This is a genomic window from Sagittula sp., from assembly GCF_052825245.1.
On record NZ_JBRBWD010000014.1, the window covers coordinates 83,617 to 98,807 of the forward strand.

13 protein-coding genes are annotated in these 15,191 nt (G+C 66.6%); 10 read left to right on the forward strand and 3 right to left on the reverse strand.

The features are described from left to right. Positions 1-62 precede the first annotated feature (62 nt). The 3 genes from ACU0DV_RS04065 to ACU0DV_RS04075 are packed head-to-tail and all read left to right on the forward strand — an operon-like array spanning position 63 to position 2,955. Positions 63-1,142 (forward strand): Gfo/Idh/MocA family protein, encoded by a 1,080-nt coding sequence (locus ACU0DV_RS04065; RefSeq protein WP_446242441.1) that lies wholly within the window; start codon positions 63-65, stop codon positions 1,140-1,142. Then, positions 1,142-1,984, forward strand: a complete 843-nt coding sequence (locus tag ACU0DV_RS04070; protein WP_446242442.1) for an amidohydrolase family protein — start codon at positions 1,142-1,144, stop codon at positions 1,982-1,984. Before ACU0DV_RS04065 ends, ACU0DV_RS04070 begins: the two co-directional genes overlap by 1 nt. A 2-nt stretch (positions 1,985-1,986) precedes the next feature. Further along, positions 1,987-2,955 carry an aldo/keto reductase gene (locus ACU0DV_RS04075; protein ID WP_370311898.1) on the forward strand — a complete coding sequence of 323 codons (969 nt, stop codon included), beginning with the start codon at positions 1,987-1,989 and terminating at the stop codon, positions 2,953-2,955. A gap of 18 nt (positions 2,956-2,973) precedes the next feature. Here the strand turns inward: ACU0DV_RS04075 and ACU0DV_RS04080 are convergent, their stop codons facing one another. After that, positions 2,974-3,768, reverse strand: a complete 795-nt coding sequence (locus ACU0DV_RS04080) for a metallophosphoesterase (RefSeq protein ID WP_446242443.1) — start codon at positions 3,766-3,768, stop codon at positions 2,974-2,976. Between the two features lie 210 nt (positions 3,769-3,978). On the opposite strand from ACU0DV_RS04080, the gene ACU0DV_RS04085 reads away from it, so the two are divergent. Beyond that, complete coding sequence (locus ACU0DV_RS04085; RefSeq protein WP_446242444.1) at positions 3,979-4,794, forward strand: ABC transporter substrate-binding protein; 816 nt, start codon at positions 3,979-3,981, stop codon at positions 4,792-4,794. A 2-nt stretch (positions 4,795-4,796) separates the two neighbouring features. Here the strand turns inward: ACU0DV_RS04085 and ACU0DV_RS04090 are convergent, their stop codons facing one another. Further along, positions 4,797-5,999, reverse strand: a complete 1,203-nt coding sequence (locus tag ACU0DV_RS04090) for an aminotransferase-like domain-containing protein (RefSeq protein ID WP_446242445.1) — start codon at positions 5,997-5,999, stop codon at positions 4,797-4,799. A 148-nt stretch (positions 6,000-6,147) separates the two neighbouring features. Between ACU0DV_RS04090 and ACU0DV_RS04095 the strand changes: the two genes are divergently transcribed. The 6 genes from ACU0DV_RS04095 to ACU0DV_RS04120 all read left to right on the forward strand — a co-directional run bounded on the left by ACU0DV_RS04095 (position 6,148) and on the right by ACU0DV_RS04120 (position 13,942). Beyond that, the gene (locus tag ACU0DV_RS04095) at positions 6,148-6,960 is read left to right on the forward strand and encodes an amino acid ABC transporter permease (RefSeq protein WP_100927844.1); all 813 of its coding nucleotides are present in this window, start codon (positions 6,148-6,150) and stop codon (positions 6,958-6,960) included. Then, entirely contained in the window at positions 6,957-7,685 is a 729-nt protein-coding gene (locus ACU0DV_RS04100) for an amino acid ABC transporter ATP-binding protein (protein ID WP_283982353.1), read from the forward strand. Before ACU0DV_RS04095 ends, ACU0DV_RS04100 begins: the two co-directional genes overlap by 4 nt. Before the next feature lie 273 nt (positions 7,686-7,958). Then, positions 7,959-10,139 carry an SH3 domain-containing protein gene (locus ACU0DV_RS04105; protein ID WP_446242446.1) on the forward strand — a complete coding sequence of 727 codons (2,181 nt, stop codon included), beginning with the start codon at positions 7,959-7,961 and terminating at the stop codon, positions 10,137-10,139. Between the two features lie 37 nt (positions 10,140-10,176). Next, complete coding sequence (locus ACU0DV_RS04110; RefSeq protein ID WP_446242447.1) at positions 10,177-12,594, forward strand: DUF4384 domain-containing protein; 2,418 nt, start codon at positions 10,177-10,179, stop codon at positions 12,592-12,594. Positions 12,595-12,603: 9 nt separating this feature from the next. After that, positions 12,604-13,332, forward strand: a complete 729-nt coding sequence (locus ACU0DV_RS04115) for an OmpA family protein (RefSeq protein WP_446242448.1) — start codon at positions 12,604-12,606, stop codon at positions 13,330-13,332. A gap of 124 nt (positions 13,333-13,456) precedes the next feature. Further along, positions 13,457-13,942, forward strand: a complete 486-nt coding sequence (locus ACU0DV_RS04120) for a MarR family winged helix-turn-helix transcriptional regulator (protein ID WP_157814927.1) — start codon at positions 13,457-13,459, stop codon at positions 13,940-13,942. 105 nt (positions 13,943-14,047) lie between these two features. Here the strand turns inward: ACU0DV_RS04120 and ACU0DV_RS04125 are convergent, their stop codons facing one another. Continuing rightward, on the reverse strand, positions 14,048-15,172 hold the full coding sequence (locus ACU0DV_RS04125; protein ID WP_446242449.1) for a Gfo/Idh/MocA family protein: 1,125 nt from the start codon (positions 15,170-15,172) through the stop codon (positions 14,048-14,050). Positions 15,173-15,191 lie beyond the last annotated feature (19 nt).

Consider the following 15,191-nt stretch of genomic DNA (forward strand, 5'->3'; position numbering starts at 1 on the left):
CAACAGGCGGTGGCGCGCATTCCGCGCCACCGTTCTTCTTTTGAAAGACACCCGGACCAAGCATGACAGAGACCCGTTACGCCGTGATCGGCGCTGGCTGGATCAGCCAGATCGCCTTCCTGCCCGCCGTGCACCAGACCGGGAATTCGCGGGTCACTGCCCTTGTCACCGGCAACCCGGAGCGCGCCCGCGAGCTGGCCGATTTCCACGGCATCCCCGACGTGATCTCTTACGACGAACTGGACGGCTATCTCGCGTCGGGACATGCGGACGCGGTCTATATCGCAACGCCGAACAGCAGCCACGCCGACTTTGCCATCCGCGCCGCGCGGGCCGGGTGCCATGCGCTGGTCGAGAAACCGCTGGCGATCACGGTGGACGAATGCGACGCGATGATCGCGACGCACGCCGAGGCGGGCACCTACCTGATGACCGCCTATCGCCTGCACCACGATCCCGGCACCATCGACATGCTGGACCGTATCAGGGGCGGCGAGATCGGGGAGCCGCGGCTCTTCTCCTCCGTCTTCGGGTTCCAGATCGACGCAGGCAACCACCGCCTGAAAGGCGGACACTGGGGCGGGCCCTTGCAGGACCTGGGCGTCTACTGCCTGAACGCCGCGCGCCATGTCTTTCAGTCCCAACCCGTCGAGGTCACCGCGGTGTTCGGCCATGGCGACAACGACCCGCGCTTTGCCGAGACGCATGAAACGGTCGCCGTCACCCTGCGCTTCCCCGGCGACCGGCTGGCGCAGTTCATGGCGAGCTTCGGCACCGACGCGCGCGACATGATGCAGGTGCTTGGGACCAAGGGGACGCTGACCGCCGACCCGGGCTTCAAGTTCGAGCAGGAGCTGCACCTGACCCGGCACGCCGATGAAGAGGTCGTCGAACAGGTCCGCACCGCGGAGAACGACGACTTCGGCGCGATGATCGCCTATTTCTCCGACTGCATCCAGACGGGCACGCCGCCGCAGAACGACGGGGCGGAAGGGCGCGCCGACGTGGTCATCATGCGCGCCATCGAGGAGGCGGCGCAGACCGGGCAGCCGCAGCGCATCGACCTGCCGCCCCGCCCCGGCCACCCCGACGCGACCACGCTGCGCCGCGTGCCGCGCACCGACAGGAGGCTCGTGTTCTGATGACCGTGACCGTCGACGCTCACCACCACTTCTGGCACCCCGCACGCGGCGACTACGGCTGGATGCCTCAGGACGATCCGGTACTGTCCCGACCCTACGGTCCCGCCGATCTTGCTTCCGGACTGGCGAAGACCGGTGTCGCGCAGACCGTCCTCGTGCAGGCCGCACCCACGACGGAAGAGACTGAGTACCTGTTGGGCATCGCCGATGCGACACCGCATGTGGCGGGTGTCGTCGGCTGGATCGACTTCGAGGACCCCGCGCAGGCGCGCACCCTCGAACGACTCGCGCAGCATCCGAAGTTCAAGGGCGTGCGCCCGATGATCCAGGACCTGCCCGATGACGACTGGATGTTGCGGGACGACGTGCAATGGGCCTACGCCGCGCTTGTCGACCTCGACCTGACGTTCGACTGCCTGGGCTTCCCGCGCCACATGCCGAACTTCCGCCGCCTGCTGGACCGCTACCCGGACCTGCGCGCGGTGCTGGACCATTGCCTGAAACCCCAGCTTCGCGCCCATACGCCCGAAGCCCACGCCGAATGGTGCGAAGGCATGTCGAACCTCGCGCAGACGCAGGCCTTCCTTAAGCTCTCCGGCCTCGTGACGGAGGCCGACACCGACTGGTCGGCAGAGGCCTTGCGCCCCTACACCGACCATGCGCTTTCCGTCTTTGGCGCAGAACGCACGATGTGGGGCAGCGACTGGCCCGTCCTGCGGCTGCGCGCCGAATACGAAAACTGGCACGCCCTCGCCCACACCCTGACCGACCATCTGGACGCCGCCGCAAAACATGCGATTTTCGGCGCGACCGCGACACGCTTCTACCGACTGGAGACCTGACCATGTCCATGCCCCGATACAAACTGGGCCGCACCGACCTCGAAGTGACCGAGGTGTGCTTCGGCGCCAGCGCGCTTGGCGATATGCCCGACACCTACGGCTATTCCGTCTCCGAGGACCGCGCGCGCGACACCATCAACGCCATCTTCGATTCGGAGGTGAACGTCCTCGACACCTCGCGCAACTACGGCTTTGGCCGCTCCGAGGAGCGGATCGGCAAGGTCATCAAGGAACGCGGCGGATTGCCCGAAGGGTTCGTCTTGTCCACCAAGCTGGACCGCGACATGGAGACGAGGCGCTTCGACGCCGCCCGCGTCCGCCAGTCGGTGGAGGAAAGCCTGAAGGCGCTGAACCTCGACACCATCCCGCTGCTGCACCTGCACGACCCGGAGCACGCGCGCGACCTGGATGAGATCACCCGGGAAGGCGGCGCGCTGGACGAGCTGTTCAAGCTGAAGGAAGAGGGGATCGCGCAGGCCGTGGGTCTTGCCATGGGGCGCATCGACATCATGTTCCCGATGCTGCGCGACCGGCCCTTCGACGCGCTGATCTCGCACAACCGGTTCACCCTGCTCAACCGGGCGGCCGCGCAGATGTTCGACTACGCCTACGACAACGACATCGCGATCCTGAACGCCGCTCCCTTCGCCGGTGGCGTGCTGGCCAAGGGCGCGGCCGAGATGCCGCAGATCACCTACCAGGAGGCGACGGACGAGGCGCTTCAGCCGGTCCGTGCCATCGAGGCGATCTGCGCAAACCACGGCATCGCACCGGGCGCCGCCGCCCTGGGCTTCTCTCTGCGCGATCCGCGGATCACCTCGACGCTCATCGGCGTGTCGAAGCCGGAGCGCGTGCAGCAGACGCTCGACTGGGCCGCCACGAAGATCCCGGCAGAGGTCTGGGACGAGCTGGACGCCCTGCCCTTCGACGCCGACGACCCCGAAGCGAACCGCGTCTACCGGCCCGGCTGAGACGACGTGGCCCCTGCCCTATGCGTTGGCGAACCAGTCGAGTTCGCCATCGTAGGCAAAGGGGATCTGGTGGATGACCACGTCGTCGCCCCGGATCAGGACGACGCGATAGGACGGGTCCAGCGGGCCGATGGCCGTCCGTGCCGCCGGAGACAGGTTCGGGATGCGCTGCATCATCGTGGAGGGCACGCCGGAAAAGGCGATGCCCCCCATGGTCCCGCAGAGCGACGCATGCACATGCCCGAAGAACAGATGCGCCACCTTCGCCGCGTTGGCTTTCAGAAGGTCGCGCAAAGGGCCCTGATCCGCGTCCCGCAGAGAGTCCGCGTCCGCCGACGGATCGCCCGTGTGCAGCGGGTTGTGGTGGAAGAACAGGAAGGCGCGGTCGCAGCCTTCCAGTTGGGCGGTCAGCCAGCCCAGACGATCTGGGCCGAAAGACCCGTCGTCCCGGCCCTTCTCCACCGTGTCGCAGAAAATGAACCGGCCTTCCCGGAAATCCGCCGCGTGGTTGACGTAACCCTCCGCGTCTCTCGGATGATCCCGGAAGACCTTGAAGAACACGTCCCTGTCGTCATGGTTGCCGACCATCAGGCGCACCGGCATCGGCAGCATCGTCAGTGCCTGCTTAAGCCGGGCATAGGCCTCGCGTTCGGCATACTCGGTCAGGTCGCCGCTGATCACCACAAGCGCTGCGTCTCGATGGTGTTCGGCGATATGGCCGAAGGCGCGGGCCAGACGGTCGTAAGGGTCGAGGCCGCAGCTCGTCATGCCCGGCGGGCCGAGATGGATATCGGACAGATGAATGACCTTCATGAAAATCTCCGGGCCTGAATGCGCTGGCGTCGATGGTTCAAGCCAGACACGCGCCGCCGCAGCCGTCAAGCCTCCGCGGGTTCCAAACCGCTGGCCATGCTGCCAAAACCGTCAGCCCTGCCCCGCCTGAACGCGCCGCGGAGGACAAAATTGACAAGGCAGGGCAACCGACGGAAGCTGCCGGACAAAATCCAACCGGGAGTCCCAGACATGAAACTCGTCACGACCACCGCGCTCGCGCTTTGCCTTGCCGGCGCGGCCCTTGCGCAGAACGACTGCGCCGCCGGCAAGACCCTGAAGGACGGCACCCTGACCATCGCCACCGGCAACCCGGCCTTCTACCCTTGGGTTCTGGACGACAAACCGGAATCGGGTCAGGGCTACGAGGCCGCCGTCGCCTACGCCGTGGCCGCCAAGATGGGGTTCGAGCCCGATGCTGTGGAATGGGTCCGGTCCTCTTTCGACCAGGCGATCCAGCCGGGCGAAAAGGACTTCGACTTCAACCTCCAGCAGTTCTCGATCACGCCGGAGCGTGAAGAGGTCGTCGATTTCTCGATCCCCTACTACAGCTCCGCCATGGCCGTGCTGACGACAGACCGCGTGGTCGAAGGCGGCGCCACCGCCACGATGGACTCGCTCAAGGGGCTGGTGTGGGGCGCCGATGCCAACACCACCGCCGTGCCGATGCTGCAGGACCTGATCGGCCCGTCGAAGGACCCGATGCTATATAACGACAACGTCGACGTGACCGCAGCGATGCAGGCGGGCCAGATCGACGCGGCGCTCTTCGATCTGCCGACCGCGCTCTACCTGTCGGCGGTCGTGGTCGAGGGCGGCACAATCCTCGGCCAGTTTCCCGCCGACCGGACGGAGAACCCGGACCAGTTCGGCCTGCTGATGCCGAACGAAAGTCCGCTCAAGGAATGCGTCGACGCCGCCCTGCAGGAGCTGATCGATACAGGCACGCTGGCCGAGATCGAGAAGAGCTGGCTCGAAGAGACCACCGGTGTCCCGGTGATCGAGTAACCTCAGCGCAAAAGCCTGCCCAGCCGGGCGATGCCCTCGTCGATCCGGGTATCGTCCGCGCAGGAGAAGCTGAGCCGCAGCGTGTTCCGCCCGGACCCATCCGGGAAGAACGCGCCGCCGGGCACGAAGGCCACCCGCGCCTCGCGCACGGCTCTCTCCAGCAGCTGCGCGCTGTCCGTGCCTTCGGGCAGCGTCACCCAAACGAACATCCCGCCCTCGGGTCGTGTCCAGGTGACACCCTCCGGCATCTCGCGTGACAGGGCCGCCAGCATGCGGTCGCGCCGCGCGCCGTAGACCCGGCGCAACCCGGCGACGTGGTCGTCGAACATGCCGCGCGCCACGCGCTCCGTCGCGATCTGGTTCAGGGTGGGCGAATGCAGGTCCGCCGCCTGCTTGATCAGCACCAGCCGCTCGATGACCGGGGACGCGGCACAGACCCAGCCAACGCGCAGCCCCGGCGCCAGAGTCTTGGAGAACGAACCGCAGTAGATCGTCCGGGTGTTCTCGATCCCGCCGCTGCGGGCGATGTCGGTGGCAAGGATCGGCGGCACCGGATCACCGTCATAGCGCAGCGCCTGGTAGGCTGCGTCCTCGATCACCGCGATCCCCAGCGCTTCGGCCCGGTCCAGCAGCCGCACGCGGCCCTCCGCATCCAGCGTCTCGCCGGTTGGGTTGGCAAAGTCCGGCGACAGGTAGGCCATCTTGACCGCCCCGCCCGCGGCCTCCGCCTCTGCGCGCAGATCTTCGGGCGCGGTGTTGGACCACGGGTCCAGCGGAATGTACCGCGGCTCGCAGGCGTTGAAGGCACCAAGCGCCCCGAGGTAGGTGGGCCAGCCGACCATCGCCGTATCCCCGGGCGTCAGCAGCAGCTTGCCCAGGTAATCGAGCGCCTGCTGCGAACCGGAGGTGATCACGATGTTCTCCGTCCCGCACGGCACGCCGATGGTGCCCATGTGATCGGCCAGCCAGGCCCTGAGCGGCGCATAGCCTTCGGACACGGAATACTGCAGGGCCTGCGCGGCACGCGGACCGGTCATCGCTTCCGACATGGCCGTGGCAAAGGCCTCTGCCGGGAACAGCGCCGGATCGGGGATGCCGCCGGCGTACGAGATGATGTCCGGCTGGTCCAGCAGTTTCAGCAACTCGCGGATCTCCGAGGCCTTCATCCGCCCCGTCCGCCGCGCCAGCACAGTTTGCCAGTCCATGACCTTCCCCTCCGTGAACTCCCTGCTTCGGGATACGCCCGAGGATATAGGTACGCAATGCTTACCTATATCCCTGAAACACAGATGTGAACGGTTTGACACGCCGCTGCCCTGCGGCAAAAGTCGGCCCGAAACGAGGGACACGCCCATGCCCACCCGCCGACAGGTCTTCGAGGCCCGCCAACGCCGCCGCGCCAACCTGATCGCCGCCGCCTCGACCGGCGGCGTACTTCTGGCGCTTGTCATCCTGGTGCCCCTCACCCCGGGCTGGGAGGCGGTGCAGCGGGCGTTCTTCAACGGCTCGGTCTTCGCCCGTACCTTCCCCGGCCTGCTGCAGGCCTTCCTGATGGATGTGGCGATCTTTGCGTGGAGCGCGCCGCTGATCGCGATCCTCGGGCTCGTCCTCGCCGTGGCGCGCGACCTGCGCAGCCCCGCGCTCACCCCGGTCCGCCTGTTCGCCACGCTGTTCATCGACGTCTTCCGTGGCCTGCCGGTGATCCTCGTGATCTACCTGATCGGCTTCGGCATCCCGGGCCTGGGCTTGCCGAGACCGTGGAACTCGCCCTACATTTGGGGGTCGCTGTCGCTGATCCTCGTATATGCCGCGTATACCGCCGAGGTCCTGCGCTCCGGCATCGACTCGATCCACGAAAGCCAGCGCGCCGCGGCCCTGTCGCTTGGCCTTTCCGGCGGCGACACCATGCGCTTCGTGATCCTGCCTCAGGCCATCCGTCGGGTGATCCCGGCCAACATGAACCTCTTCATCGCATTGCAGAAGGACGTGGCGCTGCTCTCCTTCATCGGCCCGGTCGAGATCTTCCGCCAAGCCGGCGTCTACAAGTCGCTACTCGCGAACTTCACGCCCTACGTGGGCGCAGCCCTGATCTTCCTCGCGATTACCATTCCGGCGACCCGATACGCCGACCACCTGATGAACCGCGAACGGCAGGCCCGCTCATGAAAAGTCTCGAACTGCGCGCCGTCACCAAGGCCTTCGGCAGCAACACCGTGCTCGACGGCATCGACCTTTCCGTCTCGCCCGGCCAGATGGTCTGCCTGATCGGCGCCTCGGGCTCCGGCAAGTCGACACTGCTGAAGTGCCTGAACCTGCTGGAACCCATCGACGACGGGCAGATCCTGCTCGACGGCCAGGACATCGCCGAACCCGGCCTCGATCCGCAGCCCGTGCGTCAGCGCATCGGCATGGTGTTCCAGAGCTACAACCTTTTCCCGCACATGACCGCGCTCGACAATGCGCTGCTGGCGCCGCGCCGGGTCCGCCGCAAGTCCCGCGCCGAACTGCTCCCGGGGACAGAGGCACTGTTTGCCCGCTTCGGCCTTGCCGACCGGATGCACCACTATCCCGACCAGCTTTCCGGCGGCCAGCAGCAGCGGGTGGCCATCGTCCGCGCCCTTGCCATGCAGCCCGAGATCATGCTCTTCGACGAGATCACCTCGGCGCTCGATCCGGAACTGGTGGGCGAAGTGCTCGACGTGCTGCGCCAGTTGCGCACCGAGGGCATGACGATGATCCTCGCCACGCACGAAATGGCCTTTGCCCGCGAGGTCGCGGACACCATCTGCTTCCTCGACAACGGCCGCATCCTCGAACAGGCCCCGCCGTCAGAGTTCTTCACCGCACCGCGCCACGCCCGCACCAAAAGCTTCCTCGCCCGCGTGCTCTGACCCGCTGTCCTTCAGCTTGGCAAAAATACCTGAACAACCGACGCCCGCTGCAGAACCGCGGCCGGGCGGTCGAACCACTGCAAAGCCACAGGACGGCATCCGCTCCACTTCCCCGGTCGCAAGCGGCCCTGCAGTCGCGTTCCACAGGATCGTTTCCTCCTGCATCCCGCTCTTTCCACCTTGGTCGGGTTTTCCCTCGTTGACGTGAGGTCGCCCGTCATCGAACATATCGGTGTTGAAGACAAAGCCTTTATCGAAGGGAGGAGGGAAGCCGTGCGCTCTCTGGTTCTGACGACCATCCTGATGTCCCTCTTGTCCCTGCCCCAGTCTGGCGCGGCGCAGGAGTTCGTGGGCTTCGACCGGAACAGCTTTGGCCAGGTCGTGCTCGACCGCAAGCAGTTCGCCATCATGGACCGGCAGGACGGCAGCAGCACGGGGCTGACGCAGCCCGGCGAGGGCACCAGTGAATCCATCGGGTCCTATTCGCCGGAGAACTTCTTTGCCAAGCTCGGGCGCCCGGTCGGGCGGCTCGACATCCTGACCGACAACGGCGTCTTTCCCTGCACCGCCTTCATCGTCGACGACGAACACATCGTCACCAACTACCACTGCATTCCCGGGGCCGCCGGGGCCGACCGCACCGGCGCGACCCGGATCGAGGCGGCACTGTTCTGGGCCGGCTACACCCGCCAAGGCGTTGAGGAAGGCGCCCGGAGCTACACCGTCCTGCCTACCCCGGTCGAGGCGGACGAGAAGCTCGATTACTCCGTGCTGAAGGTGATCGGCGACCCGTCCGAGGACTACGGAACGCTGGAACTGGCCGCCAACATCCCGCACGACGGCGACCCCTACTGGGTGATCGGCCACCCCATGGGCGAGGCGCAGCGCATCAGCCGCGAGAAGTGCCAGGCGAATTCGCCCGCTGTTTCCGGCGGGCGGCTGCTGCACACCTGCGACACGCTGCCGGGCAACTCCGGTTCGCCGCTGATCGATGCCGCTTCGCGCATGGTGATCGGTCTGCACAACGCAGGGTCAGGCCAGGACGCTGTGAACTTTGCCACGCCGATGCAGGCGATCCTGGAGCACAGCCGCATCCTGAAGGCCGCCGTCGGCGGCGTCCCGGGCGGTGGCAGCGGCGGAGGCGGTGGTCAGGAAACCGGCGGCACCGTTCCGCAGCCCAGCTTCTGCGACACGCTCTACAACAAGGCCGAGACGCTCAACGCCTGCTACGCCTACGACGCCTACCTGCAGTCCTGCGGCGACCATCCGTTTGCCATTCTCGCCAAGGGCTATGTCGCGCGCGAGTGCAGCACCACGCCCCCGTCCGGAGGATCGACCGGCGGAGGCAGCACCGGCGGGTCCGGCGGCGGGACAACGACCGAGCTGCTGCGCCCCTGGTGCTCCTCCAGCCGCCTCAACCCGACGGAGGCGACGATCTGCGGCGACCGCTACCTGGCCGGGCTCGACGCGGAACTCGACCGGGCCTATGCGAACCCGGCCCGCAGCGTCTCTGCCTCCGCGCAGGGAGCGTGGCGCACCGGCACACGGGACCGCTGCGGCACGGACACAAGCTGCATTTCCCGGTCAGTGATCGACCGCATCGCCTACCTGAAGACGCCGGCGACCTCGTCCGGCGGCTCATCGGGCGGCGCGACCACGCGGTCCGGCAACTACGAGCTGTCGTCGTCGTGCTACATCATGACCGCCTCCCGCCCCTCCCTGTCCGAGGCCAAGGCGTTCATCTCTCAGTGGTTCGGCAGCGGTCAGGGCATTCGCATCTTCCGGTCGACCAACGGGTACTACGGCATCGCGCTGGAGACCGTGTCGCGCAGCAGCGCCGACGGGCGCATCGCGCAACTGATCTCTGCCGGGCGCATCCCGAACGACAGCTACTGCTCCACCGGCTCCCGCTTTGTCGAAGAGGTGCTCTGGAACGGCGGATCGTCTGGCGGCGGGTCCTCTTCCGGCGGCGGCGGATACACGATGTACATCGACAACACCGCCAGTCTGAACGTCCGATCCGGCCCCGGTACGCAATACGGCCGCATCACTGCCGTCGACCGCGGCACGCAGGTGACCGTCACGGGCAGCAGCGACGGCTGGTCGAACATCCACCTGCCCAACGGGCTGAGCGGCTGGGTCTCGGCCACCTACCTGTCGAGTTCCCGCCCCTCGGCGCAGCGCCAGTGCTACGCCACTGTGACCAACCTCAGTCCCTATTCCAGCCGGACACGCTCGGACGGCTCCGGCTATCTGAACGTGCGCAGCGCGCCGTCGACCCGTGGCAACATCCTGACCGAGGTCTACCTCGGTGACACGGTCCAGGTGGTGGCGCAAAGCAATGGATGGGCGCAAATTCGATGCGTTTCCGGGCAATGCCAGCAGCCGTACGTGGGCAACGGCGGCGCCACCGGCTGGGCCTCGGCCAAGTATCTCGCAGTCCGCTGCAACTGATGCGGATGCAAAAAGCATTTTACAGGAGACACGCGCGATGACCCCCATTTTCCGGATGACGGCAGCCGCACTGGCGCTTGGCATCGGCCTGACGTCAACCGCCTCTGCACAGGACCAGTCGATCCTCATCGACGTGGAGCTTGAGCTGAACGGCATGCCCCTGCCCGAGGATGCCACGCCGGAGGAGACGGCGGCCTACGAGGTGCTGAACAAGTACTGTTCCGGCTGCCACCAGCAGGGGATGCTCGACGAGGGGCTGACCAATCCGAAGTCGGGGTTCGGCCATATCCTCGATGTCCGCCGCCTTGCGCAGGATCCGAAATTCGTCGTCTCGGGCGAGCCGACCAAGTCGAAGCTCTATCAGGTGATCGCAGGCGGCGCCCCGGCCATGCCGGACAATTGCTGGGATCCGACCTGCACGCCCAAGGCCGAGGAGATGGCCGCGCTCGAAACGTGGATCACCAAGATGGGAGAGACCGCGCCGCCGGAACGCACCTTCGTCCCGTTGTCCGAGCTTTATGCCATGGCGCTGCAGGACCTCTCCGCCCAGCCCACCAACCGCCGCGACCGGACGCGCTATATCTCCATGCGGACGCTGTGGAACGACAGCGAGGTGACGCAGGAGAACTACGACGCCTACCTCGCCGCGACGGTGAAGCTGATGAATGCGCTCAGCTTCAACCCCAACGTCTACAAGTTCGAGAAGATCGACGAGAAGGGTATCCTGCTGCGGGTCTTCCTGCCCGATCTGGACTGGACCCACGAGAAGTGGGCCGTGATGGAGCGCGAATATCCCTACGGGATGGAATCCGACACCGATCCGAACCTGAGCACGCTGCAGACCATGGCGGGCACCCAGATCCCGGTGATCCGCGCGGACTGGTTCGCCGCCACCGCCTCCGCCGCGCCGATGTACTACGACGTGCTGGGGCTGGCCGACACGCTGCAAGGGCTGCAACAGCAGCTTGGCTTAGACATGCGATCCAATATCCTGAACGAGCAGGTCGTCCGCGCCGGTTTCCAGGATTCCGGCGTATCCACCAACAATCGCCTGATCGAGCGCCATCCGCTCGGTTCCGGCATGTTCTGGACGTCCTACGACTTTGCCGGTTCCAAGGGCCGGCAAAGTTTCTTCGAGTATCCGCTTGGCCCCGTCTCGGTGCATGGCGAGGAGGTCTCCTTCCACGAGGACGGGGGCGAGTCGATCTTCACCCTGCCGAACGGCTTCCACGGCTATTACCTGAACACCACGGACGGCACGCGCCTGAACGTCGGGCCGACCGCCATCGTGCGCGATACGGACTACCCGGACGGAACCGGCGAGGTCGTGAACGGCATCTCCTGCATGTCCTGCCACTCCAAGGGCATCCGCTTCAACGACGACCGCGTCCGCGAGGTGGCGCTGAACAACCTCGCGCTGTCGCCCGCCGTGCGCCAAACCGTCGACGCGATCTATCCCGGCAAGGAGGTGGTCAACGACTACTTCCAGAAGGACATGGAGGCGTTCTTTGCCACCCTCCAGAAGGCCGGCATCGACCCGGAGACCAAGGCCGCCGGGCTCGAACCCGTGCGCGGCCTGATGGTCTATTTCGTCGACTACTTCGTGAACTACGAACAGGCCGCCAACGAGCTGGGCCTGACCGAGGACGAGTTGACCGCCCGCGCCGCCTTTGCCGGGACCGAGAACGCCTCCCTCCTGCAACGGCTGAAGGTTTCTCCGATTGCGCGTGACGAATGGACCGCGGTGTACCCGGTGCTGCTCGACAAGCTGACCGATTACCGTCCGATCCTGACCGACCACCGCACCACCGCCGCCCTGTCGCATTCGGTCAAGCAGGTGGTGCAGGGCACGCCCTACGACAGCGTCGGCCAGACCGGCGGGCAGCCCATCGTCACCCATGCCGACGCCAAGCAGTTCGGCGCCGACTACGATGCCACGCAGCACTCGGTCACGGCGCAGAGCCACCTGACCGTCTACACCGACAAGCCCACCTACAAGGTCGGCGACCCGCTGCGCATCTTCATCGAGCCGCGCCACGACTGCCGCCTGACGCTAATCTCCATCGACGACGACCATGACAGTTGCGTCCTCTACCCCTTCCCGGGCCTGCCGGACGTGGTCATCAAGGGCGGCTCGCAGTACGTCTTCCCGCCGCAGGGTGCGCTGCGTACGTCCGAGCCGGGGCTGGAAACGGTCTTGGCGATCTGCAACGGCTCCGACGCGGCGATCAGCAAGGAACGGTCGGGCACCAACTCCGTCTCCTGCTCCGCCAACCACCAGCCGATCTCGCGCGAGAGCTACACGTCGGTGGTGAACGAGACTCTGATCCTCGACCTCAACCCCGGCGGCGGCGACCAGCTGTCTACCGCCAGCGGCGCCGACTACCGCGCTGTTTCCAGCCACAACCCGGACGTGACCAAGGCGCAGATCTCGGTCCTCGTCCAATCGCACTGAGGGCCGCCGATGCGACACCTGCTCCTTGCCATGGCGCTCTGCGCGCCGCCCGCAGCCCACGCGCAAAGCGGCGAGATCTTCATCCCCGGCGGCGACGACAGCGCGCTGCCGGACGATACCGCCGCCCAGCCGACCAGTGCGCTGGCCCGCTGCCTCGCCTCCCCGGACGCGGCCACCTGCGCCGGGGCGACGGTCGATCCGTCCGGCGCGATGAACGAATCCGCCGTGCCGCAGGTCCAGTTCGAAACGCTGGTGCTGGACCTCGACCAGAAGAAGGTGACCTCCACCGCCGCACCGCCTGCCGCCGCGCCGAACTACGCCGCGCCGCAACAGGCAACTCACGGGACGGTTGCGCTGCCCTCGGTCGCGGTCACCATCGAATTCGACTTCGACAGTGCCAACATCCGGGGCGACCAGTTCGGCAAGCTGACCTCCCTGGTGGCCGCGCTGTCCGACCCCGCGCTTGCCGGCACCTCCTACGCGGTGATCGGGCATACCGATGCCTCCGGCTCGGAGGGCTACAACTGTGACTTGTCCCGCCGCAGGGCCGCTTCGGTCGCGGGCGCGCTCAACGCTGCCTATGTCACCCTGCCGCTGTATCCGGTCGGTTTCGGCGAGCATGTGCTGAAAAACGTCTATGATCCCCGCGCTCCGGAGAACCGCCGCGTGACCTTCATGCGGTTGCCGGACGCCCCCGGCGCGGTGCTGCAAACCGCTGGCGCCGTGTGCGAATACTAGGCGAAATACCACCTATGCGCGTATGGCATACCTGAGGCGCAGGGGCATTTGAACCGTTGACACCGCAAGCGACAAGTCTAAGTCCTGAGGACACATGTGCTCAGGACAAAGAGGGATCGCGGGAATGAACACGGCGCCCGAGACCGAAATCGACACCCAGACACCGGCCGGCGATGCCCCTGCCAAGTTCCTGACGTTTCGTCTTGCGCGTGTACAGGCCAAGCTGAACGCCCAGTCGAGCCGCATCCTGAAGGACCATGCCGGGATCACCCTGACACAGTGGCGGCTGCTGTCGCTGATCGGTGGCGCGGGCCGCACCACTGCCGCGCACCTGTCTCGCGAGGTGGCGATGGACAAGGGGCTGATCTCCCGCAACATCAAGACGCTGGTGACGGACGGTTTCGTGCAGGTGACGCTCGACCCCGAAGACCACCGCGCCCAGCACCTCGAACTGACACCGCACGGGCTGCGCGTGTTCCAGGACACTCTGCCGCGGATGCGCGCCCGTCAGGACGCCCTGCGCGCGCATCTCGACATCGAGGAAGAGCTCATCCTCGACCGCGCCCTCGAAAAGCTGGAGCGCGCGGCAGAGGATCGCGCCCTCGGCTGACCCCTCCGGCAGACCGGCGCGCGGCCTGGAGGGCAGGCCGCTGAGCCTGAGAAGGCTCAGTCGGGGCGTCCGGAAGGGTGCGCCGCAGCACCGTTGCACCGTAGATCAGAGCGTTACCCGGACCGATCCGCCCCGCGCGCTTTCCGCGATGGCGTGGATCACCTTCTCGAACGCCAGCGCATCGGTCATCGACGGATAGGCCTGCGCGCCGTCGCGGATCGCTGTCAAGATCTCGGCCGCCTCGATCACCTTCAGATCGTTGAACCCGATCTGGTGGCCCGGCGCAGGCACGAAGGCCCCGAACGGCGGATGATCGGGGCCTGTCAGGATCGTGCGGAACCCCTGCTCGCCGCGCGGCCCCTCGTTCAGGTAGACCTGCAGCTCGTTCATCCGCTCCTGCGCGAAACAGATCATGCCCTTGGTGCCGTGTATCTCCCAGTCCAGCCTGTTCTTACGGCCCCAGGCGGAGCGCGAGGTAGAGATCGACCCATGCGCGCCATTGGCAAAGCGCACCAGCGCGGTGGCGGTGTCCTCGTTCTCGACAGGTGACCGCCCCGAGCCGTCCGCCAGCGGCCGCGTCTCGTGCACCACCTGCATGTCGGCAACAAGGCTCTCGACCGGCCCCACGAGTCCGACGATCATCGACACGAGGTGACAGCCCAGGTCGCCCAGCGTGCCCAGCCCGGCATCCGCCAGTTTCGCCCGCCATGTCCACGGCAGGTCCGGATCGGCCTGATAGTCCTCGTCGACCCAGCCGCGCACATGCACCACACGCCCGATGCGCCCGTCCTCGATGATCCGCTTCGCGTGCTGGAAGGCGGGGTTGCGGATGTAGTTGTAGCCCAGCATGGTCACGACCCCCGCCGCCCGGGACGCAGCCTCCATCTCTTCGGCGTCGGCCAGTGTCAGTGCCATGGGTTTCTCGCACCAGACGTGCTTGCCCGCCTCAAGCGCGGCGAGCGCCATCTCGCGGTGGAGGTTGTTCGGCGTTGTGATGCTGACGACATCGACCGCCGGATCGGCCACCAGCGCCCGCCAGTCGTCGGTGGCCCGGGCAAAGCCGAATTGCGCCGCCATCTGCTCTGCCTTTGCCAGTGGCGTGTCGCAGAGCATCTCCATCCGAACGTCGGGGAGAGTGCCTCCCAGAACCGCGCGGGCGTTGCGCCACCCCAAAGCGTGCGCCTTGCCCATGAACCCCGTGCCGATCACACCCACGCCAACCCCGGTCATCTTCGAACTCCTCCCGTTT